Source organism: Salinirussus salinus, assembly GCF_009831455.1.
In the GTDB taxonomy this organism is placed as follows: domain Archaea; phylum Halobacteriota; class Halobacteria; order Halobacteriales; family Haloarculaceae; genus Salinirussus; species Salinirussus salinus.
Window position 1 is genome coordinate 1,215,606 of record NZ_WOWO01000002.1, and the last position, 24,147, is coordinate 1,239,752.

26 protein-coding genes and 1 pseudogene are annotated in these 24,147 nt (G+C 69.4%); 15 read left to right on the forward strand and 12 right to left on the reverse strand.

What is annotated here, in order from left to right; translation table 11 throughout:
• Positions 1-42: 42 nt before the first annotated feature.
• Positions 43-600 carry a DUF1684 domain-containing protein gene (locus GN153_RS09590; RefSeq protein WP_159902054.1) on the forward strand — a complete coding sequence of 186 codons (558 nt, stop codon included), beginning with the start codon at positions 43-45 and terminating at the stop codon, positions 598-600.
• An 18-nt stretch (positions 601-618) separates the two neighbouring features.
• Here the strand turns inward: GN153_RS09590 and GN153_RS09595 are convergent, their stop codons facing one another.
• Entirely contained in the window at positions 619-1,887 is a 1,269-nt protein-coding gene (locus tag GN153_RS09595) for an RNA-guided endonuclease InsQ/TnpB family protein (RefSeq protein ID WP_159902056.1), read from the reverse strand.
• A 164-nt stretch (positions 1,888-2,051) separates the two neighbouring features.
• Between GN153_RS09595 and GN153_RS09600 the strand changes: the two genes are divergently transcribed.
• The gene (locus GN153_RS09600; RefSeq protein ID WP_159902058.1) at positions 2,052-2,645 is read left to right on the forward strand and encodes a hypothetical protein; all 594 of its coding nucleotides are present in this window, start codon (positions 2,052-2,054) and stop codon (positions 2,643-2,645) included.
• A 79-nt stretch (positions 2,646-2,724) separates the two neighbouring features.
• Here the strand turns inward: GN153_RS09600 and GN153_RS09605 are convergent, their stop codons facing one another.
• A complete protein-coding gene (locus GN153_RS09605) occupies positions 2,725-3,090 on the reverse strand; it encodes a Rieske (2Fe-2S) protein (protein WP_159902060.1) in 366 nt (121 codons plus the stop codon).
• The gene (locus GN153_RS09610) at positions 3,087-4,190 is read right to left on the reverse strand and encodes an amidohydrolase family protein (RefSeq protein WP_159902062.1); all 1,104 of its coding nucleotides are present in this window, start codon (positions 4,188-4,190) and stop codon (positions 3,087-3,089) included. The genes GN153_RS09605 and GN153_RS09610 overlap by 4 nt, the downstream gene beginning before the upstream one ends.
• Positions 4,191-4,244: 54 nt before the next feature.
• Here GN153_RS09610 and GN153_RS09615 point away from each other — a divergent pair, with 54 nt between their 5' ends.
• The 5 genes from GN153_RS09615 to GN153_RS09635 all read left to right on the forward strand — a co-directional run bounded on the left by GN153_RS09615 (position 4,245) and on the right by GN153_RS09635 (position 8,487).
• Positions 4,245-4,562, forward strand: a complete 318-nt coding sequence (locus GN153_RS09615; protein WP_159902064.1) for a hypothetical protein — start codon at positions 4,245-4,247, stop codon at positions 4,560-4,562.
• A 145-nt stretch (positions 4,563-4,707) separates the two neighbouring features.
• Positions 4,708-5,229, forward strand: a complete 522-nt coding sequence (locus tag GN153_RS09620) for a DUF5812 family protein (RefSeq protein WP_159902066.1) — start codon at positions 4,708-4,710, stop codon at positions 5,227-5,229.
• A 151-nt stretch (positions 5,230-5,380) separates the two neighbouring features.
• Positions 5,381-6,238: a protein translocase subunit SecF gene (gene secF, locus GN153_RS09625; RefSeq protein ID WP_159902068.1), complete on the forward strand. Its 858-nt coding sequence runs from the start codon at positions 5,381-5,383 to the stop codon at positions 6,236-6,238.
• A complete protein-coding gene (locus tag GN153_RS09630; RefSeq protein ID WP_159902070.1) occupies positions 6,235-7,800 on the forward strand; it encodes a preprotein translocase subunit SecD in 1,566 nt (521 codons plus the stop codon). The genes secF and GN153_RS09630 overlap by 4 nt, the downstream gene beginning before the upstream one ends.
• A gap of 111 nt (positions 7,801-7,911) precedes the next feature.
• On the forward strand, positions 7,912-8,487 hold the full coding sequence (locus GN153_RS09635; protein ID WP_159902072.1) for an MBL fold metallo-hydrolase: 576 nt from the start codon (positions 7,912-7,914) through the stop codon (positions 8,485-8,487).
• Positions 8,488-8,511: 24 nt separating this feature from the next.
• On the opposite strand, the gene GN153_RS09640 is transcribed toward GN153_RS09635, so the two are convergent.
• The gene (locus tag GN153_RS09640; RefSeq protein ID WP_159902074.1) at positions 8,512-9,312 is read right to left on the reverse strand and encodes an ATPase; all 801 of its coding nucleotides are present in this window, start codon (positions 9,310-9,312) and stop codon (positions 8,512-8,514) included.
• Positions 9,309-9,572 (reverse strand): DUF5827 family protein, encoded by a 264-nt coding sequence (locus GN153_RS09645; protein ID WP_159902076.1) that lies wholly within the window; start codon positions 9,570-9,572, stop codon positions 9,309-9,311. The genes GN153_RS09640 and GN153_RS09645 overlap by 4 nt, the downstream gene beginning before the upstream one ends.
• Before the next feature lie 115 nt (positions 9,573-9,687).
• Between GN153_RS09645 and GN153_RS09650 the strand changes: the two genes are divergently transcribed.
• From GN153_RS09650 to GN153_RS09660, 3 genes are all read left to right on the forward strand, one after another.
• Entirely contained in the window at positions 9,688-10,671 is a 984-nt protein-coding gene (locus tag GN153_RS09650; RefSeq protein WP_159902078.1) for a two-component system sensor histidine kinase NtrB, read from the forward strand.
• Between the two features lie 115 nt (positions 10,672-10,786).
• The gene (locus GN153_RS09655; RefSeq protein WP_159902080.1) at positions 10,787-10,990 is read left to right on the forward strand and encodes a hypothetical protein; all 204 of its coding nucleotides are present in this window, start codon (positions 10,787-10,789) and stop codon (positions 10,988-10,990) included.
• Positions 10,991-11,062: 72 nt separating this feature from the next.
• Positions 11,063-11,443: a VOC family protein gene (locus GN153_RS09660; protein WP_159902082.1), complete on the forward strand. Its 381-nt coding sequence runs from the start codon at positions 11,063-11,065 to the stop codon at positions 11,441-11,443.
• Between the two features lie 34 nt (positions 11,444-11,477).
• Here the strand turns inward: GN153_RS09660 and GN153_RS09665 are convergent, their stop codons facing one another.
• Positions 11,478-14,513 (reverse strand): FAD-binding and (Fe-S)-binding domain-containing protein, encoded by a 3,036-nt coding sequence (locus GN153_RS09665; protein WP_159902084.1) that lies wholly within the window; start codon positions 14,511-14,513, stop codon positions 11,478-11,480.
• A 160-nt stretch (positions 14,514-14,673) separates the two neighbouring features.
• The gene (gene sod / locus GN153_RS09670; RefSeq protein WP_159902086.1) at positions 14,674-15,285 is read right to left on the reverse strand and encodes a superoxide dismutase; all 612 of its coding nucleotides are present in this window, start codon (positions 15,283-15,285) and stop codon (positions 14,674-14,676) included.
• 283 nt (positions 15,286-15,568) lie between these two features.
• Here sod and GN153_RS09675 point away from each other — a divergent pair, with 283 nt between their 5' ends.
• Complete coding sequence (locus GN153_RS09675) at positions 15,569-15,799, forward strand: DUF1328 domain-containing protein (protein WP_159902088.1); 231 nt, start codon at positions 15,569-15,571, stop codon at positions 15,797-15,799.
• Between the two features lie 30 nt (positions 15,800-15,829).
• Here the strand turns inward: GN153_RS09675 and GN153_RS09680 are convergent, their stop codons facing one another.
• The 4 genes from GN153_RS09680 to GN153_RS09695 form a co-directional block, all read right to left on the reverse strand.
• Positions 15,830-16,627, reverse strand: coding sequence for a YihY/virulence factor BrkB family protein (locus tag GN153_RS09680; protein WP_159902090.1), 798 nt, complete (start codon positions 16,625-16,627; stop codon positions 15,830-15,832).
• 169 nt (positions 16,628-16,796) lie between these two features.
• Positions 16,797-18,194 (reverse strand): cryptochrome/photolyase family protein, encoded by a 1,398-nt coding sequence (locus tag GN153_RS09685; protein WP_159902092.1) that lies wholly within the window; start codon positions 18,192-18,194, stop codon positions 16,797-16,799.
• Between the two features lie 114 nt (positions 18,195-18,308).
• Positions 18,309-19,496, reverse strand: a complete 1,188-nt coding sequence (locus GN153_RS09690) for a hypothetical protein (RefSeq protein ID WP_159902094.1) — start codon at positions 19,494-19,496, stop codon at positions 18,309-18,311.
• A gap of 184 nt (positions 19,497-19,680) precedes the next feature.
• Positions 19,681-20,241 (reverse strand): helix-turn-helix transcriptional regulator, encoded by a 561-nt coding sequence (locus GN153_RS09695; protein WP_159902096.1) that lies wholly within the window; start codon positions 20,239-20,241, stop codon positions 19,681-19,683.
• A 145-nt stretch (positions 20,242-20,386) separates the two neighbouring features.
• Between GN153_RS09695 and GN153_RS09700 the strand changes: the two genes are divergently transcribed.
• The 3 genes and pseudogenes from GN153_RS09700 to GN153_RS09710 all read left to right on the forward strand — a co-directional run bounded on the left by GN153_RS09700 (position 20,387) and on the right by GN153_RS09710 (position 22,057).
• Complete coding sequence (locus GN153_RS09700; protein WP_159902098.1) at positions 20,387-21,040, forward strand: hypothetical protein; 654 nt, start codon at positions 20,387-20,389, stop codon at positions 21,038-21,040.
• A gap of 14 nt (positions 21,041-21,054) precedes the next feature.
• Positions 21,055-21,297: pseudogene (locus GN153_RS09705) on the forward strand (phosphate ABC transporter ATP-binding protein); the annotation flags it as partial.
• A gap of 43 nt (positions 21,298-21,340) precedes the next feature.
• Positions 21,341-22,057 (forward strand): TOBE domain-containing protein, encoded by a 717-nt coding sequence (locus tag GN153_RS09710; protein ID WP_159902100.1) that lies wholly within the window; start codon positions 21,341-21,343, stop codon positions 22,055-22,057.
• A 3-nt stretch (positions 22,058-22,060) separates the two neighbouring features.
• Here GN153_RS09710 and GN153_RS09715 read toward each other — a convergent pair whose 3' ends face one another.
• Positions 22,061-22,279, reverse strand: a complete 219-nt coding sequence (locus tag GN153_RS09715; RefSeq protein WP_159902102.1) for a hypothetical protein — start codon at positions 22,277-22,279, stop codon at positions 22,061-22,063.
• A gap of 133 nt (positions 22,280-22,412) precedes the next feature.
• On the opposite strand from GN153_RS09715, the gene GN153_RS09720 reads away from it, so the two are divergent.
• Positions 22,413-24,143, forward strand: a complete 1,731-nt coding sequence (locus tag GN153_RS09720) for a glutamate--tRNA ligase (protein WP_159902104.1) — start codon at positions 22,413-22,415, stop codon at positions 24,141-24,143.
• The last annotated feature ends 4 nt before the right edge of the window (positions 24,144-24,147 follow it).

The window sequence follows — 24,147 nt, forward strand, 5'->3', positions numbered from 1 at the left end:
CGCGAGCGACGCCCTGAAACCACGGGCTGGCGTAGGCCGAACATGGACGACGCCGAGGTCGAGGACTACACCGAGCGCCTGCAGGCAAAGCGCACAGAGAAAGACGACTTCTTCGCCGAGCACCCGCAGTCGCCGGTCCCGCCCGAGCACCGCGAGGACTTCGAGGGACTGAACTACTTCCCGGCAGACCCCGAGTACCGCGTGAGTGCGACCGTCGAGGTCCACGACGACCCCGATCCCGTCGAGATGGCCACCAGCGACGGCCGGACCGTCCGCTACGAGCGCGTCGCCACCTTCGCCTTCGAGCTCGACGGCGAGCCGACGCGACTGCACGGCTACCGCCAGGACGCCGGTGCCGACGAGCCCGTCTTCGTCCCGTTCCGGGACAAGACGACCGGCCAGGAGACCTACGCCGACGGCCGCTACATGGAGCTAGCGGTCGAGGGGGAACTCGAAGATGGGGCGGAGGTGACACTCGATTTCAACCTTGCGTATTCCCCGTTCTGTGCCTACAGCGAGACCTTCTCCTGCCCGCTGCCGCCCGAGGAGAACTGGCTGGAGACGACCGTTGAGGCCGGCGAGCGGACGCCCGAGATGTAACCCGTGAACTACCCCGCTCTACTCACTCACGGCTAACACCGTTCGCTCCTTGAGGGCGGGGCTTCCCGCTTCCACGACGCGCTTTGCAGGAACCGAGTCGGTTCCCGTAGGGAGCGTGGTCTCCACGGGCGTGTCTTCGGAGTGAACCACTCCTAGCTCCTCCAGGCCGCGAGAAAACGCGTTGAGCGCAGTGTTTCGATCCCTGTCGGTCTCGAACCCGCACGACGGACACGAGTGCGTTCGCACCCACAGCGGCTTCTCCACTTCAACACCGCACCGAGCACACTCCTTCGTCGTCCCGTTCGGTTCCACCTCCACGACGTGACAGCCGTTCTTTTCGCCGTGGCGTTTGAGAACGCGGATGAATCCACGCCAGCCGACCCCGGCCTTGTTCCGCGCGTTCCCGTCGCCTTCGAGCATCCCCCGCACGTCAAGATCCTCCACGAACACGGCCTCACACTCGGTGGTGTAGAAGTGCGCAAGCTTGTGTTTGAAGTCGTCCTTGCGGTCAGTCATCCGTTGATGCACGTCGGCAACTCGACGGCGCTGTCGTTCCCAGTTCTTGGAACCGTGTTGCTTGCGGGAGAGCGACCGCTGTTCGCGCTCCAACCGCTCGCGGTCGTCTGAGAGGTCGAGGCGGTCGACCGCTCTGCCGGTCGAATCGTGGACGAACGACCGGATGCCGAGGTCGATCCCAATGCAGTCCTCGGGCTCGATGTCCTCGACGGCGGGTTTGTCGGGGTAGTCGGGATCGTAATCAACGACGATGCTGACCGTCCATTCCCCGGTCTTCTGCTTCTTGAGGTGGATTTGCTTGATCGTGCCGTCCTCGGGCAGCGGACGGTGATACGAGAGGTGGAAGCAGCCGATTTTCGAGAAGTCCACAGTAGCGTGGTTAGCCCGACCCGTGTTACTATCCACGTCGAAGCCGGACTGGTTGTAGGTGATGCTGCGGTACTCCCGTGGTGCCTTCCACTTCAACTCGCCCACGTCGTAGCCCTTCGTTTCGAGTTCGTCGAGGACGGTCTCGCCGTGCTTGATGCGGCGGACGGCCATCTGGAGGTACTTCGAGTACACCTCTCCCCACTCAGACCACTGGCGTTTCCAGTCGGGGAGTTTGTTCTGCATCGCGGTGTACGACGGCTTGTCGCCGTCCGGGGCCGGGTGATAGTCTTGGGTGAGCGCGTGGTTGTAGACTTCGCGGCAGGTCTGGATGTCGTTCCACGCACGCCGGGCAACCTCCCTGGAGGCCGGTTCGGCGTGGTACTGGAACGACTCCTCGACCATACGAGTGAATGGGTCTGTGATGTTATTTAGTGGTTTGTGTCCGCTGCGGACGGCTGTATCTCCACCCTACTGCGTTACTCGCTCCCGCTGGTCGCTGCGTTGCTCGATGAGGACGAGAACTTAGCCTGAAAAAGTTAACCGCCCGCCAGCCCTACTGGCGTGCAATGAGCGAGGGCGAGGACGGCGCGGCGACGGACGGCGGGGTCGCCGAGGCCGGCGGCGACGGCGAGGGTGCGCCCGGAGATGCCGAAGGAGCGAGCAGCTACGGCGGCTTCTTCGGTGCCTACCCCTACGCCTTCCGGCAAAGTGACTCGCGGCTGTTTCGCTCCTACGTCGTCCTCGGCGGGCTGTTGACGGCGTTCGTGGTCCTCTTTTTCGTGACGGCGCTGGTGACGCTGGTCGCCAACACCGTCGGAACCGTCGGCGGGACCTTCACCTTCGTCCGGGCCTTCTATATCGTGGTCGGGCTGGCCGTGGTCGCGCCGCTGGCCGCGCCGGTCCTGCTGGTCGCCCGGCGACACCGTCGGGTGGGTGGCAAGGCCGACTACGACGGCGCGCTGGCCGCCAGCGGCTACCTCTTTCTGTTCTCGCTGTATCTGGCGCTCGTGATTTCGGCCCCGCCGGGGGCCAGGAGCGACCCGCCAGCCGCTATCGCGCCGCTCGTCGAGTTCCTCTACGGGCTGTCGCCGGCCACCGGGGCGGTGCCGCCGCTGGTGGCCATCGCGCTCGGCTATCTCCTCCACCGTCACTACCGATAAAAGCGGCCACTCCGGCCCTGCACCCGTTCGATACCCGCCGGGACACACCCTGCCACCGCCACGGGACGCTCGGCTGCAGTTACAGCGAGACCACGAGGTCGCCGTCCTCGACGCGTGCCTCGTGTTCGACGAGCCGGTACTGGTCGGAGTGCAGACAGTCGCCGGTCAGCGCGTCGAACTCCCAGGCGTGCCAGGGACACCGCAGGACGCGGTCCTCTTTGACCCAGTCGAGGTCGTAGTCCCTCGTCTCGGGGTCGAGGGTCGCCTCGGTGGTTCCCGCCAGAGAGCCCTCACAGACGGGGCCGCCCTGGTGGGCACACCAGTTGGTGTAGGCGAGATACTCCCCCTCGACCCGGAACACGCCGATCTCCCGGCCCTCGAGCTCGACGACCAGGTGGTCGCCGTCGTCGAGTTCGTCGGCCCCACAGACGACGTGGTCGCTCATACGGAGAGTCCAAAGGCCTCCTTGGCGTTCCCGGAGAGCACCTGCCGTCGGTCGTCCCCGGAGAACTGCCGGAGGAAGCGGTCGATGGCCGACGGGTCGTCGAAGTCGTAGTGGGGGTAGTCGGTCGCGAACAGCAGCGACTCCGTGCCGATGATGTCGAGTACCTGCTTCATGTGGGTCGGGTCGTCGAACTCCTCGACGGGCTGTGTCGAGAAGTAGAACCGGTCACGGATGTACTGTTCCGGACTCTTCTCCAGGTACGGGACCTCCTGGCGCCACTGGCCGTACTCGCGGTTCATCCGCCCCATGAGGAAGGGAAGCCAGCCGACCCCGCCCTCCATCATCACGAAGTCGAGGTCGGGGAACTTCTCCGGGACGCCCTGGGAGATGAGGCTGACAGTCGCCTCCTGGACCGCCCATCCCAGCGCCAGCGAGTGCCAGGCGAAGAGGTTCTCGAGGTCGCGGAGGTGGGTCGCCTTCTGGATGTAGTTCGAGGTGTGAAACGCCGGCGTCAGGTCGTTGTCCTCCAGCGCCTGGAAGATGACGTCGTGACTCGGGTCGCCGGCGGGCTTCTGGTAGTTCGTGCCGTAGTAGACGAACCCGCCGACGATCTGGTCCTCGTCGCCGAGGCGGTCGATCTCCTCGGCCGTTCGAACCGGGTCCTGCAGCGAGAGCGTCATCAGCCCGCGGTAGTCGTCGTCGTGATCCAGAAATTCCTCGACCAGCACGTCGTTGATCCCGCGCATCTCCTCGATAGCGCGGTCGGTCTTGAACAGGGTATCCACGAGGCCGATGACGTTGAGGATCGGGTAGTCGACGCCCAGCCCCTCGACGAGGTCTTCCTGCACCATCTGCCGGTGGGGTAACCCCCGACCGACGTGGAAGGACTTGCGCCCGCCGAGCGGTTTCGGGAGCCCCGGCGACGGTTTCCGGTATCGCGCGGGCGTCTCCTCGGGGTCCGCGTAACCCGCCCACGGTTCGTCCATCCGCTGTGCGACCTGGCGCTGGACGTTCTCGGCGTAGCTGACGTGGACGTCGCAGTCCACGACTTCCACGTCCGCGAACTCCGCCTGCGTCTCGTTCGTGGTTTCCGTTGCCATGTGACATGGCAAAAGACAACAAAAAATAAAAGTACCCCAGCGGATCGGAGCGACATGGCCGACCGACCGGAGTGGTGGGACACGAACGAGGCCATCCGCGACCGCCTCGACCTCCCCGAGTACGAGCCCCCGCGACTCGCCGACGGGACCTACACCCACGAGGTCGTGCCCGAACTCGAGCGCGTCTGTAACTGCACTATCCGGTTCATCGGCATCAACACGACCTTTCCCGAGGACTGGGAGCTCCGGGTCGACGGCCGGACCGTCCGGCCGGTCGAGCGCCGGCGTGACGCCAACGGCAACACGGTGTACGGACTCACGGCGGCAGAGCTACGGGAGACCGTGCGGGGCACCGTTACCGGGCAGTGCTGACTGCACTCCGTGACCGGCTCCGGGGTCGACTCGGAGCGCTCCAGGGAGGCCGTCCCCCCACCGGCGAGGATCTCGTAGAGAGCGGCCCGAACCTCCGGGCCCCGAGAGCGAAACGCGAAAGGCCCGCTCGCCGCTACGGGGACCCATGAGTGAGGAGTCAGACACCGGCGGTGACGGCCCCGCTAGCGACGACCGCGAGGGCGGCGACCGGCAGGAGGGGACGTTCGTCGTCACACACGTCGACGAGGGGACGGCAGTCCTGCAGGACGTCCACAGCGGCGGGGTCCACACGCTCGCGGAGAACCCCGACCTGGACGTCTACGAGGTGCTCGAGGCAACCCTGGCGGTCCAGCCGCCGATGGAGGTCGTCTGGACGGTCGCCGAGATACACGACCGCCGGACAATCGACGTCGAACACAGCCCCGAGCGGCCCACACAGCAGGCACGGGAGCTGGCGGCCGACCAGGAGGTTGGGGAGCTGACCACCCGCGAGCGGGCCGGCGAGGGAGAACTCCACGTCATCTCGGTCCCGCCCGAGCGGACCGAGCAGGCCGCGACCGACGTGGTCGAGGACGAGGCGACGCTGACCCGGGCGGCCAGGCTGGGCGTCGGACGGGTTGAGGTGCGGGCCGCCGACGGCGTCCTCAGCGTGCGCTACCTGCCCTGACGGGCCCGGGCGACCGGGGCCGGCTGTGCCCGAACGAGCGGCGCCCGACACCGGGCCACAAGCACCGCCCGACACCGGGTCACAAGCACCAGCCGGCGGGGCCGAAGACGATTACCGAAGGCTTATTCCAGCCGGTCGCACACCAAGGCGCATGGTCGATGTCACGGTGCCGGACGCCGACTACGAGCCCTACACGAACCGCCAGCTGGCGCTGGTGCCCGTGGCGGTGCTGGTCCTCGCGCTCGTGGTCATCGGCGGCTGGTACGTGATGAACGGGACGCCGGTCGAGCTCGGCTTCGATTTCACCGGCGGCTCCGAGGTCCGGTTTACGACTGGCGCCTCCCTCGAACAGGTGCGGGCGACTTTCGAGGGGATCCCCGTCGAGTCCGTCCAGCCCGCCTCGGGCGACACGTTCATCCTGACGACGCAGGCGACCGATACGGCTGCCATCGAAGAGCTCGCCCGGGGGGCCGGCTACGAGATCGAGCAGGTCCAGAGCCGGTCGGCGACGTTCGGAGCCAGCGCCCAGCAGGAGGCGCTCATCGGGCTGGTCGTCGCCTTCGTCGGGATGAGCGTGCTCGTCGGGCTCATGTTCCGGACCTTCATCCCCTCCATCGCCGTCGTCCTCTCCGCCTTCTCGGACATCGTGATCCCGATCGCGGTGATGAATCTCCTCGGGATGCAGCTCACGCTCGGCGTGGTCGCCGCGCTGTTGATGCTGATCGGGTACTCGGTCGACTCGGACATCCTGCTGAACAACCACATCCTCCGGCGGCGCGGTGGCTTCTACGAGAGCGCCTACCGCGCCCGGCGGACCGGAGTCACGATGACCCTGACCTCCATCTCCGCGATGGTCGTCATGGGCGTCGTCTCGGCGGTGCTCGCGATCCCGCTGTTGCCGGCCATCGGGCTGATCCTCGCCGTCGGGCTGACCGCCGACCTGATGAACACCTACCTGCTGAACATGAGCCTGCTGCGCTACTACAAGTACGAGGGGGTCGCGAAATGAGCCCCGACCTCGACCTCCGCGAGAACTGGCGGATCACCCTGCTCGTCCTGCTGCTGGTGACCAGCGGGGTGTTGCTTTTCGTGCCCTCCGGCGAGACCGAAGGACCGACGAACCTCCAGTACGGGCTGGAACTCGACGGCGGCACGCGCCTGCGGGCCGAACTGGTCGGCATGACAGCCGAGGGCGTCGGCGGGGTCACCGCCGACAACGTCGGCGATGTCGAACAGGGGGTCGCGGCCGAGCTCGGGCTCGACCAGATCGACGTGACCGTCCGCCGAACCACCCAGTCGACGGCCACTGTCGAGGTGTTCGACGAAAACGTCACCCAGTCCGAGTTCGTCGCCGCGCTGCAGGCGGTCGGGGTCGACGCCTCGGGCGAGGACATCCGGAGCGGCGTCACCGAGCAGACCAGGGAGACGGCGACGGGCGTGCTGGAGCGGCGGATCAACCAGGGCGGGCTGACCGGCGGGACCGTGTCGACGGTCACCTCCGGCGGCGGTGACGTCTTCGTCGTCGCGGAGGTACCGGGCGCGAACCGGTCGGAGGTGTTACAGCTCATCGGCGAGCCCGGCCGGATCCAGATCGTGGCGGCCTACCCGACCGAGGTCGACAACGAGACCGTCACCCGGCGGACACCGCTTCTGACACAGGGTGACTTTGCCGGTATCCGACCGGCCCAGCAGGCCAGCCAGGGGAACCCGCCGCGGGTGCCGGTGACGCTGACCGAGCCCGCCGCCGCGAACTTCACGAACGCCATGCAGAACTTCGGCTTCACCGGACCGGGGGTCAACGCCTGCGACCAGGAGGCCGCCTATAATGGCTCGGAGGACGTCGGGTACTGCCTGCTGACCGTCGTCGACGGTGACGTGACCTACGCGGCCGACATGAGCGCGGGGCTGGCAGGGGACCTGCGACCCGGCCCCGACGGGGAGGCGGCGTTCCTGCAGACCCGCGGGTTCAGCATGAACACCCGCACCTTCTCCGAGGCCCAGAACCTGAAGCTCAACCTCGAGTCGGGCGCGCTGCCGACCGAACTCGACATCCAGTCACAGCTGTTTCTCGCCCCCAGCCTCGCCCAGGCGTTCAAGCCGCTGGCGCTGCTGACCGGGCTGGCCGCGTGGCTGACCGTCACGGGGGTCATCTTCTACCGCTACCGCGAGCCCCGGGTCGCCATCCCGATGCTCGGGACCGCCATCGCCGAGGTGTTCATCCTGCTCGGCTTCGCGGCCGCGGTCGGGCTGGCGCTCGACCTCTCGCACATCGCCGGCTTCATCGCCGTCATCGGGACGGGGGTGGACGACCTGGTGATCATCGCCGACGAGGTCCTCCAGCGCGGGGAGATCAAGACCGGCCGGGTGTTCCAGAACCGCTTCCGGAAGGCGTTCTGGGTGATCGGTGCCGCCGCCGCGACCACGATCATCGCGATGAGTCCGCTGGCCGTGTTGAGCCTCGGTGACCTCCAGGGCTTCGCCATCGTCACCATCGTCGGCGTCCTCATCGGCGTGCTCATCACCCGGCCGGCCTACGGGAACATCCTCCGGAACCTCCTGCTCGAGGAGTGAGGCGGGGCCCACCGGCCCACGGGCAGTCGACGGGCGGCTCCGACTGCCTGCAGCCCTCGCCGACGGCTCACAACCGTCACCGACAAGCACGCTCCCCTCCGAGTGGCGGGCATGATCCGCAACCTCGCCGCCACCGTTCAGGGTTTCACCAGCAACGTCTTCCTCGTGACCGGCGAGCGGACAGTGTTAGTCGACGCTGGCAACGGCTTCGACGTCGCGAGCGGGGTCCGCGAGTACGCCGACGGGCTCGACGCGCTCGTGCTCACCCACACCCACTCAGACCACGTCGGGAACCTCCCGGACGTGGTCGAGGACTTCGGCGTCGACGTCTGGGGGTACGACACCGACCAGGACGGGGTCGACCGCCAACTCACCGAGGACGAGCCCGTCCAGCTCGGCGACGACAGCTACGAGGTCATCCACACGCCCGGCCACAAGAACGACCACGTCTGCCTGTACGCACCCGAATCCGGGGTCCTGTTCGCGGGCGACCTGGTCTTCGCCAACGGCGGCTTCGGCCGGACCGACCTCGCGGAGGGGAACCGCGAGCTGCTCATCGACAGCATTCAGCGGCTGCTCGAGCGGGTCGACCATCTGGAGGAGATGCACACCGGCCACGGCCCCAGCGTCGACCACAACCCGCGGCAGGACATCGAACTCGCCCTGCAGGCCGCCCGGATGCGGTAGTCGGGGCTACTCGACAGTCGCCGGCTACCAGCCCGCGGCCGCCAGCAGCTCGTCGTAGGCCGCGCCGTAGGCGCGTGCGACCGTCTCCGGGTCCGAGCGCTCCTCGCCCGAAAGCGCCGGCAGGTCGACCGTCGTCACGGGGTCGACCAGGTCCATCACGTCCCCGACGTGCTCCTCGAGTTGCCCCTCGCGGGGGCCGCCCGCGGCGACCGCACACCCCTTCCGGTAGCGGTCGCCGTCGACGACCCGGACCCGTGTCGGCTCCACGACCGCGACGGCGTCGGGGCCGAGGTCCTGGAGCGGCCGGGCCACGTCGCCGTAGGACTCCACGACCGCCCGGTCGACGGCCGCGACGTCCTCGCCGACGGCGTCGACCGCCGGCAGGTGGTACCGCTCCATGGCGCGGTTCAGTTCCGCCAGCGAGTCGACGGCAACGGCGTCCGCCAGCGGGAGCCCCTCGCGGAGCCGGTCGGGGAGCCGGCGGTCGCCGTTGACGACGTAGCGGTCGCCGGCGCGGTCGACCAGGAATGTGCGTCCCTCGCGACCCAGCGGCCCCGACCGGCCGGGGGTGGGCTCCCAGAGCCGGTGGACGGGGTTGATCGCCTCGGGCGCCAGGTCGCCGGGGCTGGCGGCCGCGAGCCGGCGGGCGTCCTTGCCGAACAGCCGGCCCCGCTCGACGGCGTGACGGTAGTCGTCGTGGTCGAACCACCGGTCGTTGCCGGCGCGGGGCTTGAAGCCGACGGCACCGGTGCGGGCGAGCAGCCCCGTCGAGAAGATGGTCTTGCCGGCGTCGACCTCCCGGGCGCCCGCGACGAGCACCGTCATGCGAGGCCGTAGCGGCCCGGCTCGTCGTCGGCTTCGGGCTCGGCGAAGACGAGCGCCTCGCGGTTGACGACCATCCACGGGATCGCCCAGTCGAGCAGGACGTCCTCGGTGGCCCGGTCGAGGTCGGCGTCGGGTTCGAGCCCCTGGAGGAGCCGGGCCACCTCGTAGACGGTGTAGAGCTTGTCCTCGTCGAGCACTTCCTCGGGTTCCCGGAAGGAAAGCGGTCGTACGTCGTCGACGGCGGAGCGCGGGACTGGCATAGCGGGCGAAGGCCGCGCCCGCCGGTAAACACACCGATCGCGACACGCCGGCCGCGGCGTCCACAGCCGTCCGGTTTCTCCCACATATTTGTGCCAGCAGCCCCAACGAAGGGCAATGGGTGACGGGTCGCCGGACCTGCGGGAGGCGGTCGTCGACGCAGTCGGTGACCCGCTGGTCGTCGTCGACGACGGACTGGTCCTCGACGCCAACGGGGCGTTCCGGGAGTGGTTCGGAACCGAGGAGCCGACCGGCGAGGCGCTGGCGGCCGTTCTCGGCGAGCAGCCGGCCCTGTGTGAGCAGATCGAGGCCGGACAGGAAGGGGTCGTCGAGGCCGAAACCGCGGCCGGAAGCCGGCGCCTCGAAGTCAGTCTCTCGCCCGTCCGCGACGGGGGCGAGCGGGTCGGGCGGCTCGCTCACCTCCGCGACGAGACCGACCGCGAGCGGCGGTGTGACCGCCTGGAGCGGGAGAACGCACGGCTCGACCGGTTCGCGAGCGTCATCTCCCATGACCTCCGGAACCCGCTGGACGTCGCGCTGGGGCGGACGAACGCCCTCAGAGAGCGGGTCGACGACCCCGATATCGCCGAGGAGCTTGCGGAGATACGCGACGCCCACGACCGGATGCGCCGGATCATCACCGACGTGCTCAGCCTCGCCAGGGAGGGCGAGGAGATCGACAGCACGGAACCCGTCAGCGTCGGAACCCTGGCGGAGGAGGCCTGGTCGACCGTCGCGACCGGGGACGCGACGGTAGCGACCGAGGTCGACCGCGTCGTCTCCGCGGACCGGGACCGGCTGGCCCAGGTCTTCGAGAACCTCTTTCGCAACGCGGTCCAGCACGCCGGCCCCGAGGTGGCCGTCACGGTCGGCTCCCTCGAGGACGGCTTCTACGTGGCCGACGACGGACCCGGGATCCCTCACGAGGACCGCGAGCGCGTGCTCGAGCCAGGGTACACCGCCAGCGGGTCCGGGACCGGCCTCGGGCTGGCGATCGTCAGGAAAGTCGTCGACGCCCACGGCTGGGACCTGGCGGTGACGGAGTCCGCAGCGGGCGGTGCGCGCTTCAAGGTGTCCGGGGTCGACCCCGAGCGCGACTGAGGAGCGAGCCGCCACGCGGCCGGAGTGCTGGCGGTCGCTACGGGCGGCCGGCTGGGCTACGATTGGTTAACCAAGCAACACCACTATACCCGATGAGGTGATACGGGGGCGCGTGTTGTCGAGACTACGCCAGCGACTGCAGGCCCGGTTCGGGAACGGCGAGCCGGAACAGAACGGCGAGAGGCCCGAGCCGCGGGAACGGGAGACGGGGTCGCTGCTCCACACCTGCCCGGACTGCGGGGAGGTCTACCTGAGTGAGGGGCCGCGAACCTGCTCGACGTGTGACCGGCAGACGGTTCCGGCCCGGGGGAACGAGTAATCGACGCGCGGGTGCGGAGCCGGTGCCCCCGGAGACCGGCCGGCTTAAGAGCCGGGCCGGCGGAGTCCGGGTATGGACGCCACGACGATCCACGTGTGTCTGAACGTCTCGGACGCCGACCGCCTCGCCGACTGGTACGTCGAGAATCTCGGCTTCGAGCGCTCCTGGGAGTTCACCACCGCCGACGGAACCGGCCGGAACGTCTACGTCGCCGACGGCGACGGCTTCGAGCTCCAGCTCTCGGACACGGAGGGCGAAAGCGAGTTCGAGCAGGGGACCGCCTGGGACCACGTCGCTGTCGGCGTCGAGGACGTGGACGCGGCCTTCGAAGCCATCGACCACCACGGCGTCGTGAAAGAGCCCGGCGACCAGCCCGAAGCCGGGGCCCGGACCGCCTTCGTCGAGGACCCCGACGGCCACGTCGTCGAGCTGGTCGAGCCCCTCGAAGAGTAGTCCTCGAGGAGAGGGAGTCCGGCCGCTGGAGCAGTCAGTCCAGCGCCTCGCGGACCTTCTCGACGGGATGTGGCGGGCGCTCGCCGCCCTCCCGGTCGCCGAGCTGGGTGCGACAGGACGCGCCGGGGGCGACGACCGTCTCGCCGGGGCTCTCCTCGACTTTCTCGAAGAGGATCCGGCCGATGGCCTTCGAGAGGTCGTAGTGTTCGGCCTCGTAGCCGAAGGAGCCGGCCATCCCGCAACAGCCCGAGTCGAGTTCGTCGACGTCGTAGCCGACCCGGCGCAGCGCGGCGGCGGCGTGGTGGTCGCGGTTGAGCGCCTTCTGGTTGCAGTGGCCGTGGTAGGTCAGCGTCTCCGCGGGCGCGTCGGCGTCGAGATGGTCGTGGACCCGGTGGGTGTGGAGGTACTCGCAGACCCCGTACGCGCCCGCCGCGACCGCCTCGACGGCCTCGCCATCGAGCATATCGAGGTACTCGTCCTGGAACATCACGGCGTCGGAGGGCTCGACGAACAGCACCGACCAGCCCGCCTCCACGCGGTCGGCGAGTGCGTCGACGTTCGTCCGGGCGCGCTCGCCGGCCTCGTCGAGCAGCCCCATCGAGAAGGCCGCCCGGCCGCTCGGCGCGACGTCGTCGGGGTCGAGCACCTCGACGTGGACTCCCGCGGCCTCGAGCACCTCGACGGCCGCCTTTCCGGGTTCGGGGTAGCTGTAGTTGGTGTAGGTATCGGGAAAGAGGAGCACCCGGTCCCGGGCCTCTGCCTCCGGGACACCGGGGCCACGTGCCCGGAACCAGTCGACCAGCGTCTCCCGGCGGAAGGTCGGCAGGGCCCGTTCGGGCGCGACCCCGAACAGCTTCTCGCCGAGGAAGTCGGCGCCGGGCAGCTTCTGGGCCCAGTTGGAGACGGGCGCGAGCGCACTTCCGAGCCGGCTGACGCGGTCGACGTTACCGAACAGGCGGTCCCGGCGGGTGGTCCCCTCCTCCTGGTGGTACTCGTGTTTGAGTTCGGCTTTCAGCTTCGCCATGTCCACGCCTGTCGGACAGTCGCTCGCACAGCCCTTGCAGCCGACACAGAGGTCGAGTACCTCCTCCTGGAAGCGGTCGGAGTAGAGCTCCTCCTCGGGGAGTTCGCCGCTGATGGCCGCCCGGAGGATGTTCGCCCGGCCGCGGGTGGCCTGGACCTCCTCGCGGGAGGCCCGGAAGGTGGGGCACATCGTGTTCGAGTCGGTCTGCCGGCAGGTGCCACAGCCGTTACAGAGCTCGACGAGATGCGAGAAGCCACCCTCGTCCTCGAAGTCCAGAGCGGTCTGTGGCTCGAGTGACTGGTAGTCGGGGCCGTAACGGAGGTGCTCGCGCATGTCCGCGCCGACGCCGCGGTCGCTGTCCGGGCCGACATCCTCGGAGCCGTCGCGGTAGACGACGTTGCCCGGGTGCATCAGCCACGCGGGGTCGACGGCCGTCTTGACCTCCTTGAAGGCCGTCCAGAGGTTCTCCCCGTACATCTTGGGGTTGAACTCCGTGCGGGCCATGCCGTCGCCGTGCTCGCCGGAGAAGGCGCCGTGGTGTGCCAGCACGAGGTCGGTCACGTCGTCGGCGATCGACCGCATCTTCTGGATGTCCTCGTCGGTTTTGAGGTTGAGGATCGGCCGGATATGAAGGGTGCCGCTGCCGGCGTGGGCGAAGTAGGCTGCGGAGGTGTCGTGGTCCTCGAGCACCTCCTCGAACTCCCCCACGTACTCCGCGAGCTCCGCGGGCGGGACCGTGGCGTCCTCGATGAAGGGGTAGGGCTTGGGGTCGCCCTCCAGACTCATCAGCAGCGGGATGGCCGCCTTCCGGAGCTCCCAGATGTCGTTCTGGTCGGCCTCGGTGTAGGCCTCGACGACTTCGAAGGCCGCCCCCTCGGCGACGAAGTGGTCGTTGGTGGCCGCGACGGCCGCCTCGAAGTCGTCGTGGAGTTCGGAGTCGAACTCCAGCATGAGCGCCGCCGCCGTTCCCTCGGGAATGGGCTCGACGTACTCCGCGTAGCCGTCGGAGGCCGCGGCCAGCCGGAACACCTCGTCGTCCATCAGCTCGACCGCACTGACCTCGAACTCCAGGGCCTCGGGGACCGCCTCCATCGCGTCCACCAGGTCATCGAAACAGTACAGCGCCAGCGCGGTCTCCTCGGGGACGGTGACGAGTCCGAGCGTCGCCTCGACGACCACGCCCAGAGTTCCCTCCGCGCCGACGTAGAGCTTCGCGAGGTTGATCACCTCCTCGCCCTCGTCGTTCTCGTAGACGACGCGGTCGAGGTTGTAGCCGCTGACCCGCCGCTTGAGGTCGGGGTACCGCTCCGCGATCTCGGCCTCGTGTTCCTCGACGAGCGCCCGGACGGTCTCGTAGACCCGGGCCTCGCGGTCGTCTTTCGAGACGATCTCCTCGTACTCCGGGGAGTCGAGGACGACCTCGCGGGCGTGAAGCAGCGAGCCGTCCGGCAGGACCGCTTTCACTTCCTCGGTGTAGGCGTCGGTGATCCCGTAGCGAACCGAGTGGGCGCCGGTGGAGTTGTTGCCGATCGAGCCGCCGACCGTCGCGCGGTTCGAGGAGGCCGGGTCGGGGGCGAACTTCAGCCCGTACTCCGCGAGTTCTGCGTCCAGGTCGTCCTGGACGATGCCGGGCTGGACGGTCGCCGTCCGCGCCTCGGGGTCGACCGAGAGGAGCCCGTCCATGTGCCGGGAGGTATCGAGGACGACACAGCCCGGGCCGACGGCCTGACCCGCGAGCGAGGAGCCGGCGCCGCGCGGGAGCACTGGCACGTCGTGGTCGGCGGCGACCCCGACGGCCGCCCGCACGTCCGCGATATCGCGCGGAAAGACGACGCCGGCCGGTCTGGCCTGGTAGATGCTCCCGTCGGTGGCGTAGAGGACCTGTGCGTACTCGTCGAAGCGGACGTCGCCGGCGACGGCCTCGTCGAGGTCGGCCGCGAGGTCGACGTACTCGGCGACAGTCGGTCCCGTCTCCCGTGCGTGCGCCGATGGGTCCCCCGGCGGGTCGGCCGGCCGGACGGTCGGCTGCTGTCGGTCTGCGCCCATAGCCCCCGATCAACGGGAGCCGAGGTAAACGCTTGTCGGCAGGTGGGCACGCGGTGCCGGCGGGACGACACACAGCGCCGGCGGGGCGATATACGGCCCGGCGGGGCGACAGCCGCGGCTGTCGGACCAGCGCGCAAAAAACGGCGAGAGTCGTAGCGACTTACTCGAACAGCTCGGTGACCGTCGCGTACTCGTCTGCGACCTTGTCCCAGTTGACGACCTCGAAGAAGGCGTCGATGAAGTCCCCGCGGGCCGGGCCGTAGTCGTAGTAGTAGGAGTGCTCCCAGACGTCCAGCGCCAGGATGGGGTGTGCGCCCCAGAGCGCGCCCTGGTCGTGCTTGTCGACCGGGACGTTGCGGAGCTGCTTGGCCACGGGGTCGTACACGAGCAGGGCCCACCCGCCGGCAGCGGACGCGGCGGCCTCGAAGTCGCCCTTCCAGCCCTCGTAGGAGCCGAAGTCCTCCTCGATGCGGTCGGCGAGGTCGCCGTCGGGTTCGCCGCCGCCGTCGGGGTGCATGTTCTCCCAGAACAGCGTGTGGAGATAGTGGCCACAGCCGTTGTGGGTGACGTTACCCTGCGCGGCGGCACTCGAGGAGAAGTCGCCGGCCTCGCGGTTCTCGGCCAGCGTCTCCTCGGCGGACGCGAGGCCGTTCACGTACCCCTGGTGGTGGGTGTCGTGATGCCACGTGAGTACCTGCTCGGAGATGTGTGGTTCGAGGGCGTCGTAGTCGTACGGTAGCGGCGGCAGTTCGGGCTCGGATAGTTCTGGCATCGTTGTAACCTCCGGTATCTACTGATGGACGGACGAAGGTTAAAGATTGAGGAGTCGGCTACCTGGACAGTCCGGAAAGTCGACGCGACGCTCCACCGCCGTGGCAGTCAGCGAACGCCGCCCCGTCGCGGTCCACACCGGAACGCGAATAGGACTGGCTTACGGGCTTCGGGCGGTGTGAGCGCGCAGGACGAACCCGACGGGCGAGCGGCGGATAGCCTGCGCGGGAGACCGGTGTAAGGGTGAAGTAACAAACCCGCCCGGCAGCGGAGACGGAGGGGCCATGACCGGATCAGTCGCGGTCGCGTCCGCCGTCCTGGTACAGTCCCTGGCTTCCGAGCTCCCGATGCAGGTGTTCTCCGGGGATTTCCTGGAGCTGGCAGTGCTCTTTTTCGTGCTCGCCATCGTCGCCGCGGTGTTCGGCGCCCGGGGCGTGGCCGGCCTCAGCATGGAGATCGCGAAGTGGCTCGTGGTCATCTTCATCGTGCTGGCGGTCGTCTCGGTCATCCTCTGAGAGAGGGCCGTTCCCGTCCCGGAGCGGGGCTCACTCCACGTCGGCTCCGGAGCCGTCGTCCAGCCGGCCGGCAAGGGTCGCGTTCAGCACGACACCGATCAGCAGCGAGAGCGCGACGACGTACAGCCAGGTGAGCACCAGGAAGACGGCGCCGACGACGCCGTAGAGGTCGACGCTCTCCGAGACGCCGACGTACACCCGGAGTGCGAGCGCCGAGAGCGTCCAGCCCGCGGCGGCGACGGCGGCGCCCGGGAGCACCTCGCCGAGCGAGGCGTCGTGTCCCGAGAACTGGTAGTACACCGGGAAGAAGAGGACGACCAGCGCGACCCAGACGACGAGCGGGCCGGCGACGACCCAGGCACGTATCTCGGTCCGGAACAGAAACAGCGAGGCGGCGGCAGCCATCACTGTGACCGTCAGCGTGACCGCCAGGAGTACCAGCAGGCTGTCGAGGAGTCGGCGGGCCAGCGAGCGGTCCTGGCGGGTCCGGTACACCTCGGCGAAGACACTCTCGACAGCTCCGAACAGCCGGAAGGAGCTCCACAGGGAGATGGCGAGTGCCAGCGCGACGGCCCGGCGCCGGCCCGTCGCGTCGCCGCCGACTTCCTCGAAGAGACGACGGAGCGCAGCCGTCTCGACGCCGGTCAGGGCCTCGGCGGTCACCACCAGAAAGTTCCCCGTCCCGACCAGGGAGAGGGCAGTGTAGACCAGAACCGCGAGGGCGACGAGGAAGTTGAACGCGTAGAAGGCGACCCCGGCGGCGTCGACGGTGAGCTGGCGCTCGCGAGCGAAGGCGGCCGCCGTCCGCACGAGCGTCGTCGCGCTCACGTCCGGACGTCGACCGGCCCGCGCTTCGATAGCCGGGACTTACCGGTCGGTACCCGCCCCGCGTTCCCCTCCGCTCGCTTCCCGCGTGTCGCTTCGCTCCCGCTCGCTCTGTTCCGCGGCTCGCATACACTCGCCGCTCCACCACGAGGGGCGACTCCTTCCCTGGCGTTCAGTCGTCGCCCCTCGCTTTCTCGAACATCGCCAGCGCCTCCTCGCGGCGCTTCCCGTGGTCGACGATAGGGTGGGGGTAGTCCGGGGCGTGCATCTCGCGGGTCCCGGGGTCGAGTTCGTGCCAGGAGTGGATGGCGTCGGCGGGCACGCCCTCCAGTTCGGGGACGTACTCGCGGACGTACTCCGCGTCGGGGTCGTACCGCTCCCCCTGGGTCATCGGGTTGAAGATCCGGAAGTACGGCTGGGCGTCCGTGCCGGTCGAGGCGGCCCACTGCCAGCCGCCGTTGTCGTTCGCGGTGTCGTGGTCGGCCAGCTTCTCGCGGAACCAGGCGTACCCCTCCCGCCAGTCGACCAGCAGGTCCTTCGTCAGAAAGGAGGCGACTATCATGCGGACGCGGTTGTGCATCCACGCCTCCGCGCGGAGCTGTCGCATCCCGGCGTCGACGATGGGATAGCCCGTCCGCCCGTCCTTCCAGGCCTGCAGCGCCTCGGGGTCATCGCGCCACTCGACGGCGTGTTCGTACTCCTTGTAGTTCGAGTCGACGACCTCGGGGTTGGCCCACAGCACCTGTGTGTAGAACTCCCGCCAGGCCAACTGGTCGAGGAACTCGAAGACGCTCTCGCGGGCGTCCTCGTCGGGCGCGTCCGCACGGGCGCGGTCGGCCCGCCCGTAGACCTCCCGGATACCGATAGTGCCGTACTTCAGGTGGGGTGACAGCCGGGAGGTGACGTCCTCGGCGGGGTAGTCCCGGCGCTCCCCGTACCGGTATGCGGGCCCCTCGCAGAACCGCTCCAGCAGGTCCCTGGCGACCGCGGTGCCCGCCGCCGGCACGTCGGCCTCCGGCTCCTCGAAGCCGAGGTCGGCGAGCGTCGGGAGCGGGTCGCCCTCCACGTCCGCCAGGCCGCCACCGTCCGGCGGCTCGACGGGGTCGGCTTTCGGCCGGTCGTGCCACTTCTTCGAGAAGTAGGTGAACACGGCGTAGGGGTCGCCGTCGTTGGTCGTGATCGACCCGGGCTCGTGGTGGACGGCGTCGTGGACTGCCTCCCGGTCGACGCCGGCCTCGTCCAGCGCCTGCCGGACCGCAGCGTCCCGGCGGCGGGCCAGCCCGGAGTAGTCGCGGTTCCAGGTGACCAGGTCGGCGTCGTACTCGTCGGCGAGCGCCGGAACGACCTCGACGGGGTTGCCGCGGGCGACGACCAGGTCGCTGCCCTGCTCACGGTAGGCCGCCCGCAGCGCGTCGAGTGCGTCGAGCATGAACGCGACCCGGGGCGGCGCGCCGTGTTCCAGCACTGTGGGGTCGAAGACGAAGACGGGAACGGCGGTGTCCTCGGCGGCGCGGGCGAGCCCGCGGTTGTCGGCCACCCGGAGGTCCCGGCGGTGCCAGTGAAGGCGCATACGTCTACGACGGGCCCGGTCCACTTCAAGCGGCGGGGCAATCGGTTTGGGACGCCGTGGGACCGGGCGGCTCGCGGGCCTCGGGACCGAACGCCCGACAGCCCGGAGGGCTGGCTACCCGTCCGTCTTCAGGGCGAGCCCGCCGTCGGTCGGGCCATCCTGGAGCACCACGTCGATCACCGTCGGCTGTTCGAGGTGGTAGGAGACGATCCCGTCGTCGGTCCAGCTCACCGCCTCGACGTCGAAGGTCTCCGTGCCGTCGGCCGTCACGACGGTGAGGGTGCGGTCGGCGGCGTCGTAGCGGACCTCCTCCGGCGCGTCGGCGACGGGGGCCTCGGGGTCGAACTCGCGGACCGGGTCACCCGTCGCGTTCTCGGGGAGGGCGGTCTCCCTCACACCGTCGGTTGTACTCTCGCCTCCGGAGACGGCTTCCCCGCCGAGGTCCAGTTCGAGCAGCGGTGTGAAGTCGAACAGGGTTGGCACCGTTCCGGGGCCGCCGGCAAGCGAGACGACCGTCGGGCTCATCCGGAAGTAGTGGCCGTCGGTGGTGAAGCCGACCGGGGGAACGTCCTCGGCCGACGCGTCGTAGCTCACGCGTTCGAGCGACCGGGGGAAGGGGACAGTCGTCCCGTTACTCCCGTCGTCGGCGTCGACCATGTGCACGAGGGCGACCTCGTCGAAGTGGTAGGTGACGGTCCCGGTGTCGTTGGCGACGACGGCCGTCGGCGCAAGCGTGTGCGTCCCGTCGGCCGTCGTCACGGTGACGGTCCCGTTGGCGGCGTCGAAGCGGACCTCCTCGGGCGCGTCGGCGACCGGGACGTCGGGGTCGAACTCCCCGGCCGGCTCGATGTCGGCGTCGTCGGGGATGTCGATCCGCAGGGTGCCGTTGCTCCCGGGCTCGGAGACCGTTCCCTCATCGAGGTCGAGCCGGTCTCCGGGGGTGAACGAGAAGCTCCGGGGGATCGTCGCCCCGGCGTCCGCGAAGCCGACCGCGCGGGGTTCCATGGTGAACCGGTGAGCGTCGGTGACGAAGGTGACGCGACGGGTGTGTTCGTCCACGCGCTCGTAGACGACTTTCTCGAGGGAGTCGGGGAACGTCGCGTTCGGAGCGGTCGCTGGGCTGGGGGAGTCGGAAGCTCTCGACTGCGTCATGTCGGGTGCGGAGTCGGAGGGCTCCGTCTGGTCGTCGGGCGGTGCGTCAAGCGGGGCGGAGTCCGCGTTCGCGGCGACGACGGCGCCACCGGCGACAGTGGTGACGACCATCGCGGCCGCGAAGGCGAACGCGAGTGATTTCGATGGCATGGTTCATGTCGTGGCCCGGTGTCCCGCGGACCAGGGCGGCTACCCCGAGGGACCGGAACCACTCGCTTACCCCTTGTGTGAAACTCCGGATAAGCACCCGTTGGAAAGGCCCGGAAACAGCGGACGAAAACCCTTCCCAACGGTCGGGTTGCCGCCAGTCCGGCCGGGGCAGACGGACACAAACTCAGAGGAGAAGGACGACGTTGCCCATCCCGCGGCGCTTGCGCTCGACGAGGTCTTTCGTCTCCAGGCTGTCGAGCGCCCGGCTCACCGTCGCCTTCGAGAAGTCGGTCCGCTCGACGACCTCGCTCTGGGCCAGCACGCCGTCGGCCTCCAGCACCGCCTCGTAGATGGCCCCCTCGGTGTCACCGAGCCGGTCGGCGGTCTCGGTCCACTCCTCGCGGCGGCGCTCGAGGAGGGTCTCGCTCGGGGTGGCGCCGTCGGGCCCTGGCTCGGCCTGTGGTGCCGGCTCGGGTGTGGCGGATCTTGACTCCTCGGAACCCCTCCCGGGGGTGTCAAGCGTGAGATAGACGCTGGCGCCCCCGGCGACGAACCCGGCGAGGGCGACGAGGAACGTGTCACCGTAGGTGAAGAAGCCGCCGATCTCGGTCGTCTCGGAGCCGTTCTCGGTCAGCGAGACCACCACCGGCGAGGGATTGACGAACTGGAGGGCGAGGACCATCGACGCGGCGACGACGGCCGCCGCGGCGAGTAACTGGCTGCTCTGGAGGGCCCGCAGGTCCATGTGTGATCGACCACCCGACGGGCAAAAATAGGTAACGCTTCAGCCGGAGCGAGCGGGGCTGAAACGGCTGTGTAACGGGTTTCGAACCGGTTCGGAAGGCGTTTCACCGCAGCGCTGATGAGGCTTTTCGCCCAAGTGGGAGGTGATGCCCGAGGTCCCCGCCTCCCGGCTCGCCCTTCTGGCCGCGCTCGCCGCGACGGGAGTCGCGCTGGCCGGCGTCGGTACCGTCGTCGGCCTGACCGGAACGGCCACCCCGGACGCCCCCGCCGGCGAGTTCGTCGTCTCGGACAACGTCACCTTCACCACCGCCGGCGGTGACCGGACGAAGCTCGCGAACCTGACCGCCGACTCCGAGGTGCGGATCAGCCGGACCGGCCCCGGGACGTTCGCGGTCGAGACCGAGTCGTCGACGCCGCTGAGCGAGGCCGACCGCGAACTCGCCAGACGGGTCGCGCGGGAAAACGAGACGGTGAGTCGGGCCCTGGAGCGGATGGACGCCTACGAGCTGACCGTCGACCCCGTCCGGAAGCTGCAGACCGTCGAGCTCGATGTCGAACAGGTTCGGACGGCGGAGAACAGCTCCACGGTCTCGGCTAACAAAACGGTCTACGTGATGAACGTCTCGACGGGATCCGACGAGGTCGTCGTCGACCGCGAGCCCCAGTACGTCCGTGACATGGCGTCCGTGCAGGTCAGCCCGCCCGGCGGCAGGGAGACGAGATACCACGCCACTGTCGACCTGGCAAACCGGACCGTCGTCGACGTGGCCACCGTCACGACACTCGACGACGTCGAGTGAGACAGCGGTCGCGTCCCGCCCCGGACCCCGACCCGCGGAACACGGCCGTCATCGAGGAGGCGGTCGACGCGGCCCGGGCCAGCGGCATCGGCGCCGTGCTCGCGACCCACGACATGCACCAGGCCGAGCGGGCCGCCGACCGGGCGGCGGTACTTCCGGGCGACGGCGTCGTCGAGCACGGCCCGACCGAGCAGGTCTTCGAGAACACGGCCGACGAGCGCACCCGGCAGTTCGCCTCCGGGGAGCTGGTGTACTGACCGCCGGTGCACTGATATGGGGCCGGTGACTCGACACCACAACATGGACGCGGGCGGCGACCCGTACATCGAGGTCGACGGCGCGACGGTCGACGAGCGCGACGTCGAAGCCCTGCGGGGGATCGACGAGTACGGCTCGATGTACCGGGCGGCCGAGGAACTGGGGCGCTCCTACGCCCGGATCCAGCAGCGGGTCACCGAACTCGAGGAGACGGTCGGACCGCTGGTGGTCAGCGAGCGCGGCGGCGCGGGCGGCGGCGGGAGCGCGCTCACGCCGAACGCGCGCGAGCTTCTGGCCCGCTTCGACCGTCTCCGTGCGGAGTTCTCGGGGCTCGCCCGGGCCGAGGAGTCCGTCGTCTCGGGGCGGGTCGTCGACCGCGGCGAGCGGCTAGGGACCGTCGAGACGCCGGCGGGGATGCTGCGAGCGCTGGTGCCCGCCGAGGCTGAGACGGTTCAGGTCGGGGTCCGCTCGGACGCGGTGAGTCTGCTCGCCCCCGACGACGCCCCGCAGCCGGCGGGGACGAGCGCCCGCAACCGGTTCGAGGGGACGGTCGCGGCCCTCGACCGGGAGGGGGACCTGGCGCGGGTTGCCGTCGACGTCGGCGGGGAGACGACCCTCCGGGCGCTGATCACGGGAGCAAGCGTCGACCGCCTCGACCTGTCGGAGGGCGACCGGGTCGTCGCCTCGTTCAAGGCGACGGCCACCCGCGCGGCGCCGGCCCCGGAAACCGGGACCGGGGCGGACGAAGACAAGTCCTGAGCGTCAGCCCTCGCGCCACCTGGAGAGCAGGCCGCCGACGCCGACGGCGTAGGCGGTCAGAAAGGCCACGAACCACGCCTGACCGACGCCCTCGCCGGCCGCCAGATTGCCGGCGTACAGCCCGACACCCAGCAGGCCGAGCGCAAGCGCCAGGGTCAGCGAGACGGGGTTTGGCTCATTCAGCAGGGCACACAGCCGGCCGCGGACGCTCGTCTGTGACATACACGGACCGTGGGGAGCGACCCATTTCAAAAACCCAGGGCGGTCGCGCAGTCGGCAACCCGGCAAAAAGTTGAAATGCTGGAGCGAGCGCGGAGACCGGCCGACCTTTATTCGCGGGCCCGTTCGCCCAGGTATGGACGAAGATCTGGAAGCGCGGGTGGAGGCCGTCGCGGAGGAGAGCGCCCTCTACAACGCGCTCAAACACGGAAGCGACGCCCAGGTCGACGCCATCCTCGGGCCGATGATGGGCGAGCACCCCGACTTCCGCGAGCACGGCGGGGAGGTTCCCGGCGTCGTCGCCCCGGTCGTCGAGCGGGTCAACGCGATGAGCGAGGCCGAGAAACGGGAGCGCCTGGCGGAGCTCGCGCCGGAGCGACTGGAGGAACTGGAGTCGGAGGACGAAGGTGAGGAACACCCGCTGCCGGACCTGCCGAACGTCGAGGACGGCGTCCGGATGCGGGTCGCTCCCAACCCCAACACCCCCTGGCACGTCGGCCACGCCCGGATGGCCGCCGTGGTGGGCACCTACAAAGAGCGGTACGGCGGGGAGTTCGTCTGCCGCTTCGACGACACCGACCCCGAGACCAAACGGCCGGACCTGGACGCCTACGACGCGATCCTCGACGCCATCGACTACCTGGGGTTCGAGCCCGACGAGGTGGTCCGGGCCAGCGACCGCGTCGAGACCTACTACGACCACGCCCGCGAGCTGGTCGAGGCCGGCGGGGCCTACACCTGCGAGTGCCCCCAGGAGCACTTCTCGGAGCTGAAAAACAGCGGCCGTGCCTGCGACCACCGGGACAAGCCCCCCGAGGAGAGCCGCGAGGAGTTCGAGGCGATGGTCGACGGCGAGTACGACAGCGGCGAGATCGTCCTCCGAGTGCGGACGGACATCGAGCACAAGAACCCCGCGCTGCGGGACTGGGTGGCCTTCCGGATGGTCGACACTCCCCACCCCCGCGAGGAAGCGAGCGAGTACCGCTGCTGGCCGATGCTGGACTTCCAGAGCGGGGTCGACGACCACCTGCTCGGCGTCACCCACATCATCCGGGGGATCGACCTCCAGGACTCCGCGAAGCGGCAGGGCTTTCTCTACGACTACTTCGGCTGGGAGTACCCCGAGGTCGTCCACTGGGGCCACGTCCAGGTCGACGAGTACGACGTCCCCCTCTCCTCCTCGACCATCCAGGAGTACATCGCCGAGGGCCGGCTGGACGGGTGGGACGACCCCCGAGCGCCCACGGTCGCGAGCCTCCGCCGCCGGGGGATCGAGGGCGAGGCCATCGTCCGCGCGATGGTCGACCTTGGCACCTCGACCTCGAACGTCGACCTCGCGATGTCGAACGTCTACGCCCACAACCGCGAACTGATCGACGACAACACCGACCGCGCGTTCCTCGTGCGGGACGACCCCGAGGCCGGCGGCGGCGCGGTCGAGCGGCAGGTGCTCGGCGGTCCCGCGGCTGGCGAGCCGCCGGTCCACCCCGACCACGACGAGCGAGGGAGCCGGCACATCCCCGTCGTCGACAGCGTGCTCGTCGAGGGCGACGACCTGCCCGGCCACGGCGAGCGCGCCTGGCTGAAAGGCTACGGCTGTGTCAGACACACCCGCGACGCCTTCGAGTACGTCGACGCGGACATCTCGGTCGTCCGCGAGGAGGGCGTCGACGTGGTCCACTGGGTGCCCGCGGAAGCCAACGTCCCCACCCGGATGCGGACGACGGAGGGGGACGTCTCGGGGTTCGCCGAGCCGGGCGTGCTGGAGTACGGCGCCGGGGACCGCCTGCAGTTCGAGCGCGTCGGCTTCGTCCGCCTGGACGAGGTCGACGGCGAGGGAACCGTCGCTTACTACGCTCACCCCTGAGCGG

Excerpts from the sequence above, each read along its gene's own strand:
- GN153_RS09590 (WP_159902054.1), top strand. The coding sequence starts at position 43 with ATGGACGACGCCGAGGTCGAGGACTACACCGAGCGCCTGCAGGCAAAG.
- GN153_RS09595 (WP_159902056.1), bottom strand. The coding sequence starts at position 1,887 with ATGGTCGAGGAGTCGTTCCAGTACCACGCCGAACCGGCCTCCAGGGAG.
- GN153_RS09600 (WP_159902058.1), top strand. The coding sequence starts at position 2,052 with ATGAGCGAGGGCGAGGACGGCGCGGCGACGGACGGCGGGGTCGCCGAG.
- GN153_RS09605 (WP_159902060.1), bottom strand. The coding sequence starts at position 3,090 with ATGAGCGACCACGTCGTCTGTGGGGCCGACGAACTCGACGACGGCGAC.
- GN153_RS09610 (WP_159902062.1), bottom strand. The coding sequence starts at position 4,190 with ATGGCAACGGAAACCACGAACGAGACGCAGGCGGAGTTCGCGGACGTG.
- GN153_RS09615 (WP_159902064.1), top strand. The coding sequence starts at position 4,245 with ATGGCCGACCGACCGGAGTGGTGGGACACGAACGAGGCCATCCGCGAC.
- GN153_RS09620 (WP_159902066.1), top strand. The coding sequence starts at position 4,708 with ATGAGTGAGGAGTCAGACACCGGCGGTGACGGCCCCGCTAGCGACGAC.
- secF (WP_159902068.1), top strand. The coding sequence starts at position 5,381 with ATGGTCGATGTCACGGTGCCGGACGCCGACTACGAGCCCTACACGAAC.
- GN153_RS09630 (WP_159902070.1), top strand. The coding sequence starts at position 6,235 with ATGAGCCCCGACCTCGACCTCCGCGAGAACTGGCGGATCACCCTGCTC.
- GN153_RS09635 (WP_159902072.1), top strand. The coding sequence starts at position 7,912 with ATGATCCGCAACCTCGCCGCCACCGTTCAGGGTTTCACCAGCAACGTC.
- GN153_RS09640 (WP_159902074.1), bottom strand. The coding sequence starts at position 9,312 with ATGACGGTGCTCGTCGCGGGCGCCCGGGAGGTCGACGCCGGCAAGACC.
- GN153_RS09645 (WP_159902076.1), bottom strand. The coding sequence starts at position 9,572 with ATGCCAGTCCCGCGCTCCGCCGTCGACGACGTACGACCGCTTTCCTTC.
- GN153_RS09650 (WP_159902078.1), top strand. The coding sequence starts at position 9,688 with ATGGGTGACGGGTCGCCGGACCTGCGGGAGGCGGTCGTCGACGCAGTC.
- GN153_RS09660 (WP_159902082.1), top strand. The coding sequence starts at position 11,063 with ATGGACGCCACGACGATCCACGTGTGTCTGAACGTCTCGGACGCCGAC.
- GN153_RS09665 (WP_159902084.1), bottom strand. The coding sequence starts at position 14,513 with ATGGGCGCAGACCGACAGCAGCCGACCGTCCGGCCGGCCGACCCGCCG.
- sod (WP_159902086.1), bottom strand. The coding sequence starts at position 15,285 with ATGCCAGAACTATCCGAGCCCGAACTGCCGCCGCTACCGTACGACTAC.
- GN153_RS09675 (WP_159902088.1), top strand. The coding sequence starts at position 15,569 with ATGACCGGATCAGTCGCGGTCGCGTCCGCCGTCCTGGTACAGTCCCTG.
- GN153_RS09685 (WP_159902092.1), bottom strand. The coding sequence starts at position 18,194 with ATGCGCCTTCACTGGCACCGCCGGGACCTCCGGGTGGCCGACAACCGC.
- GN153_RS09690 (WP_159902094.1), bottom strand. The coding sequence starts at position 19,496 with ATGCCATCGAAATCACTCGCGTTCGCCTTCGCGGCCGCGATGGTCGTC.
- GN153_RS09695 (WP_159902096.1), bottom strand. The coding sequence starts at position 20,241 with ATGGACCTGCGGGCCCTCCAGAGCAGCCAGTTACTCGCCGCGGCGGCC.
- GN153_RS09700 (WP_159902098.1), top strand. The coding sequence starts at position 20,387 with ATGCCCGAGGTCCCCGCCTCCCGGCTCGCCCTTCTGGCCGCGCTCGCC.
- GN153_RS09710 (WP_159902100.1), top strand. The coding sequence starts at position 21,341 with ATGGACGCGGGCGGCGACCCGTACATCGAGGTCGACGGCGCGACGGTC.
- GN153_RS09715 (WP_159902102.1), bottom strand. The coding sequence starts at position 22,279 with ATGTCACAGACGAGCGTCCGCGGCCGGCTGTGTGCCCTGCTGAATGAG.
- GN153_RS09720 (WP_159902104.1), top strand. The coding sequence starts at position 22,413 with ATGGACGAAGATCTGGAAGCGCGGGTGGAGGCCGTCGCGGAGGAGAGC.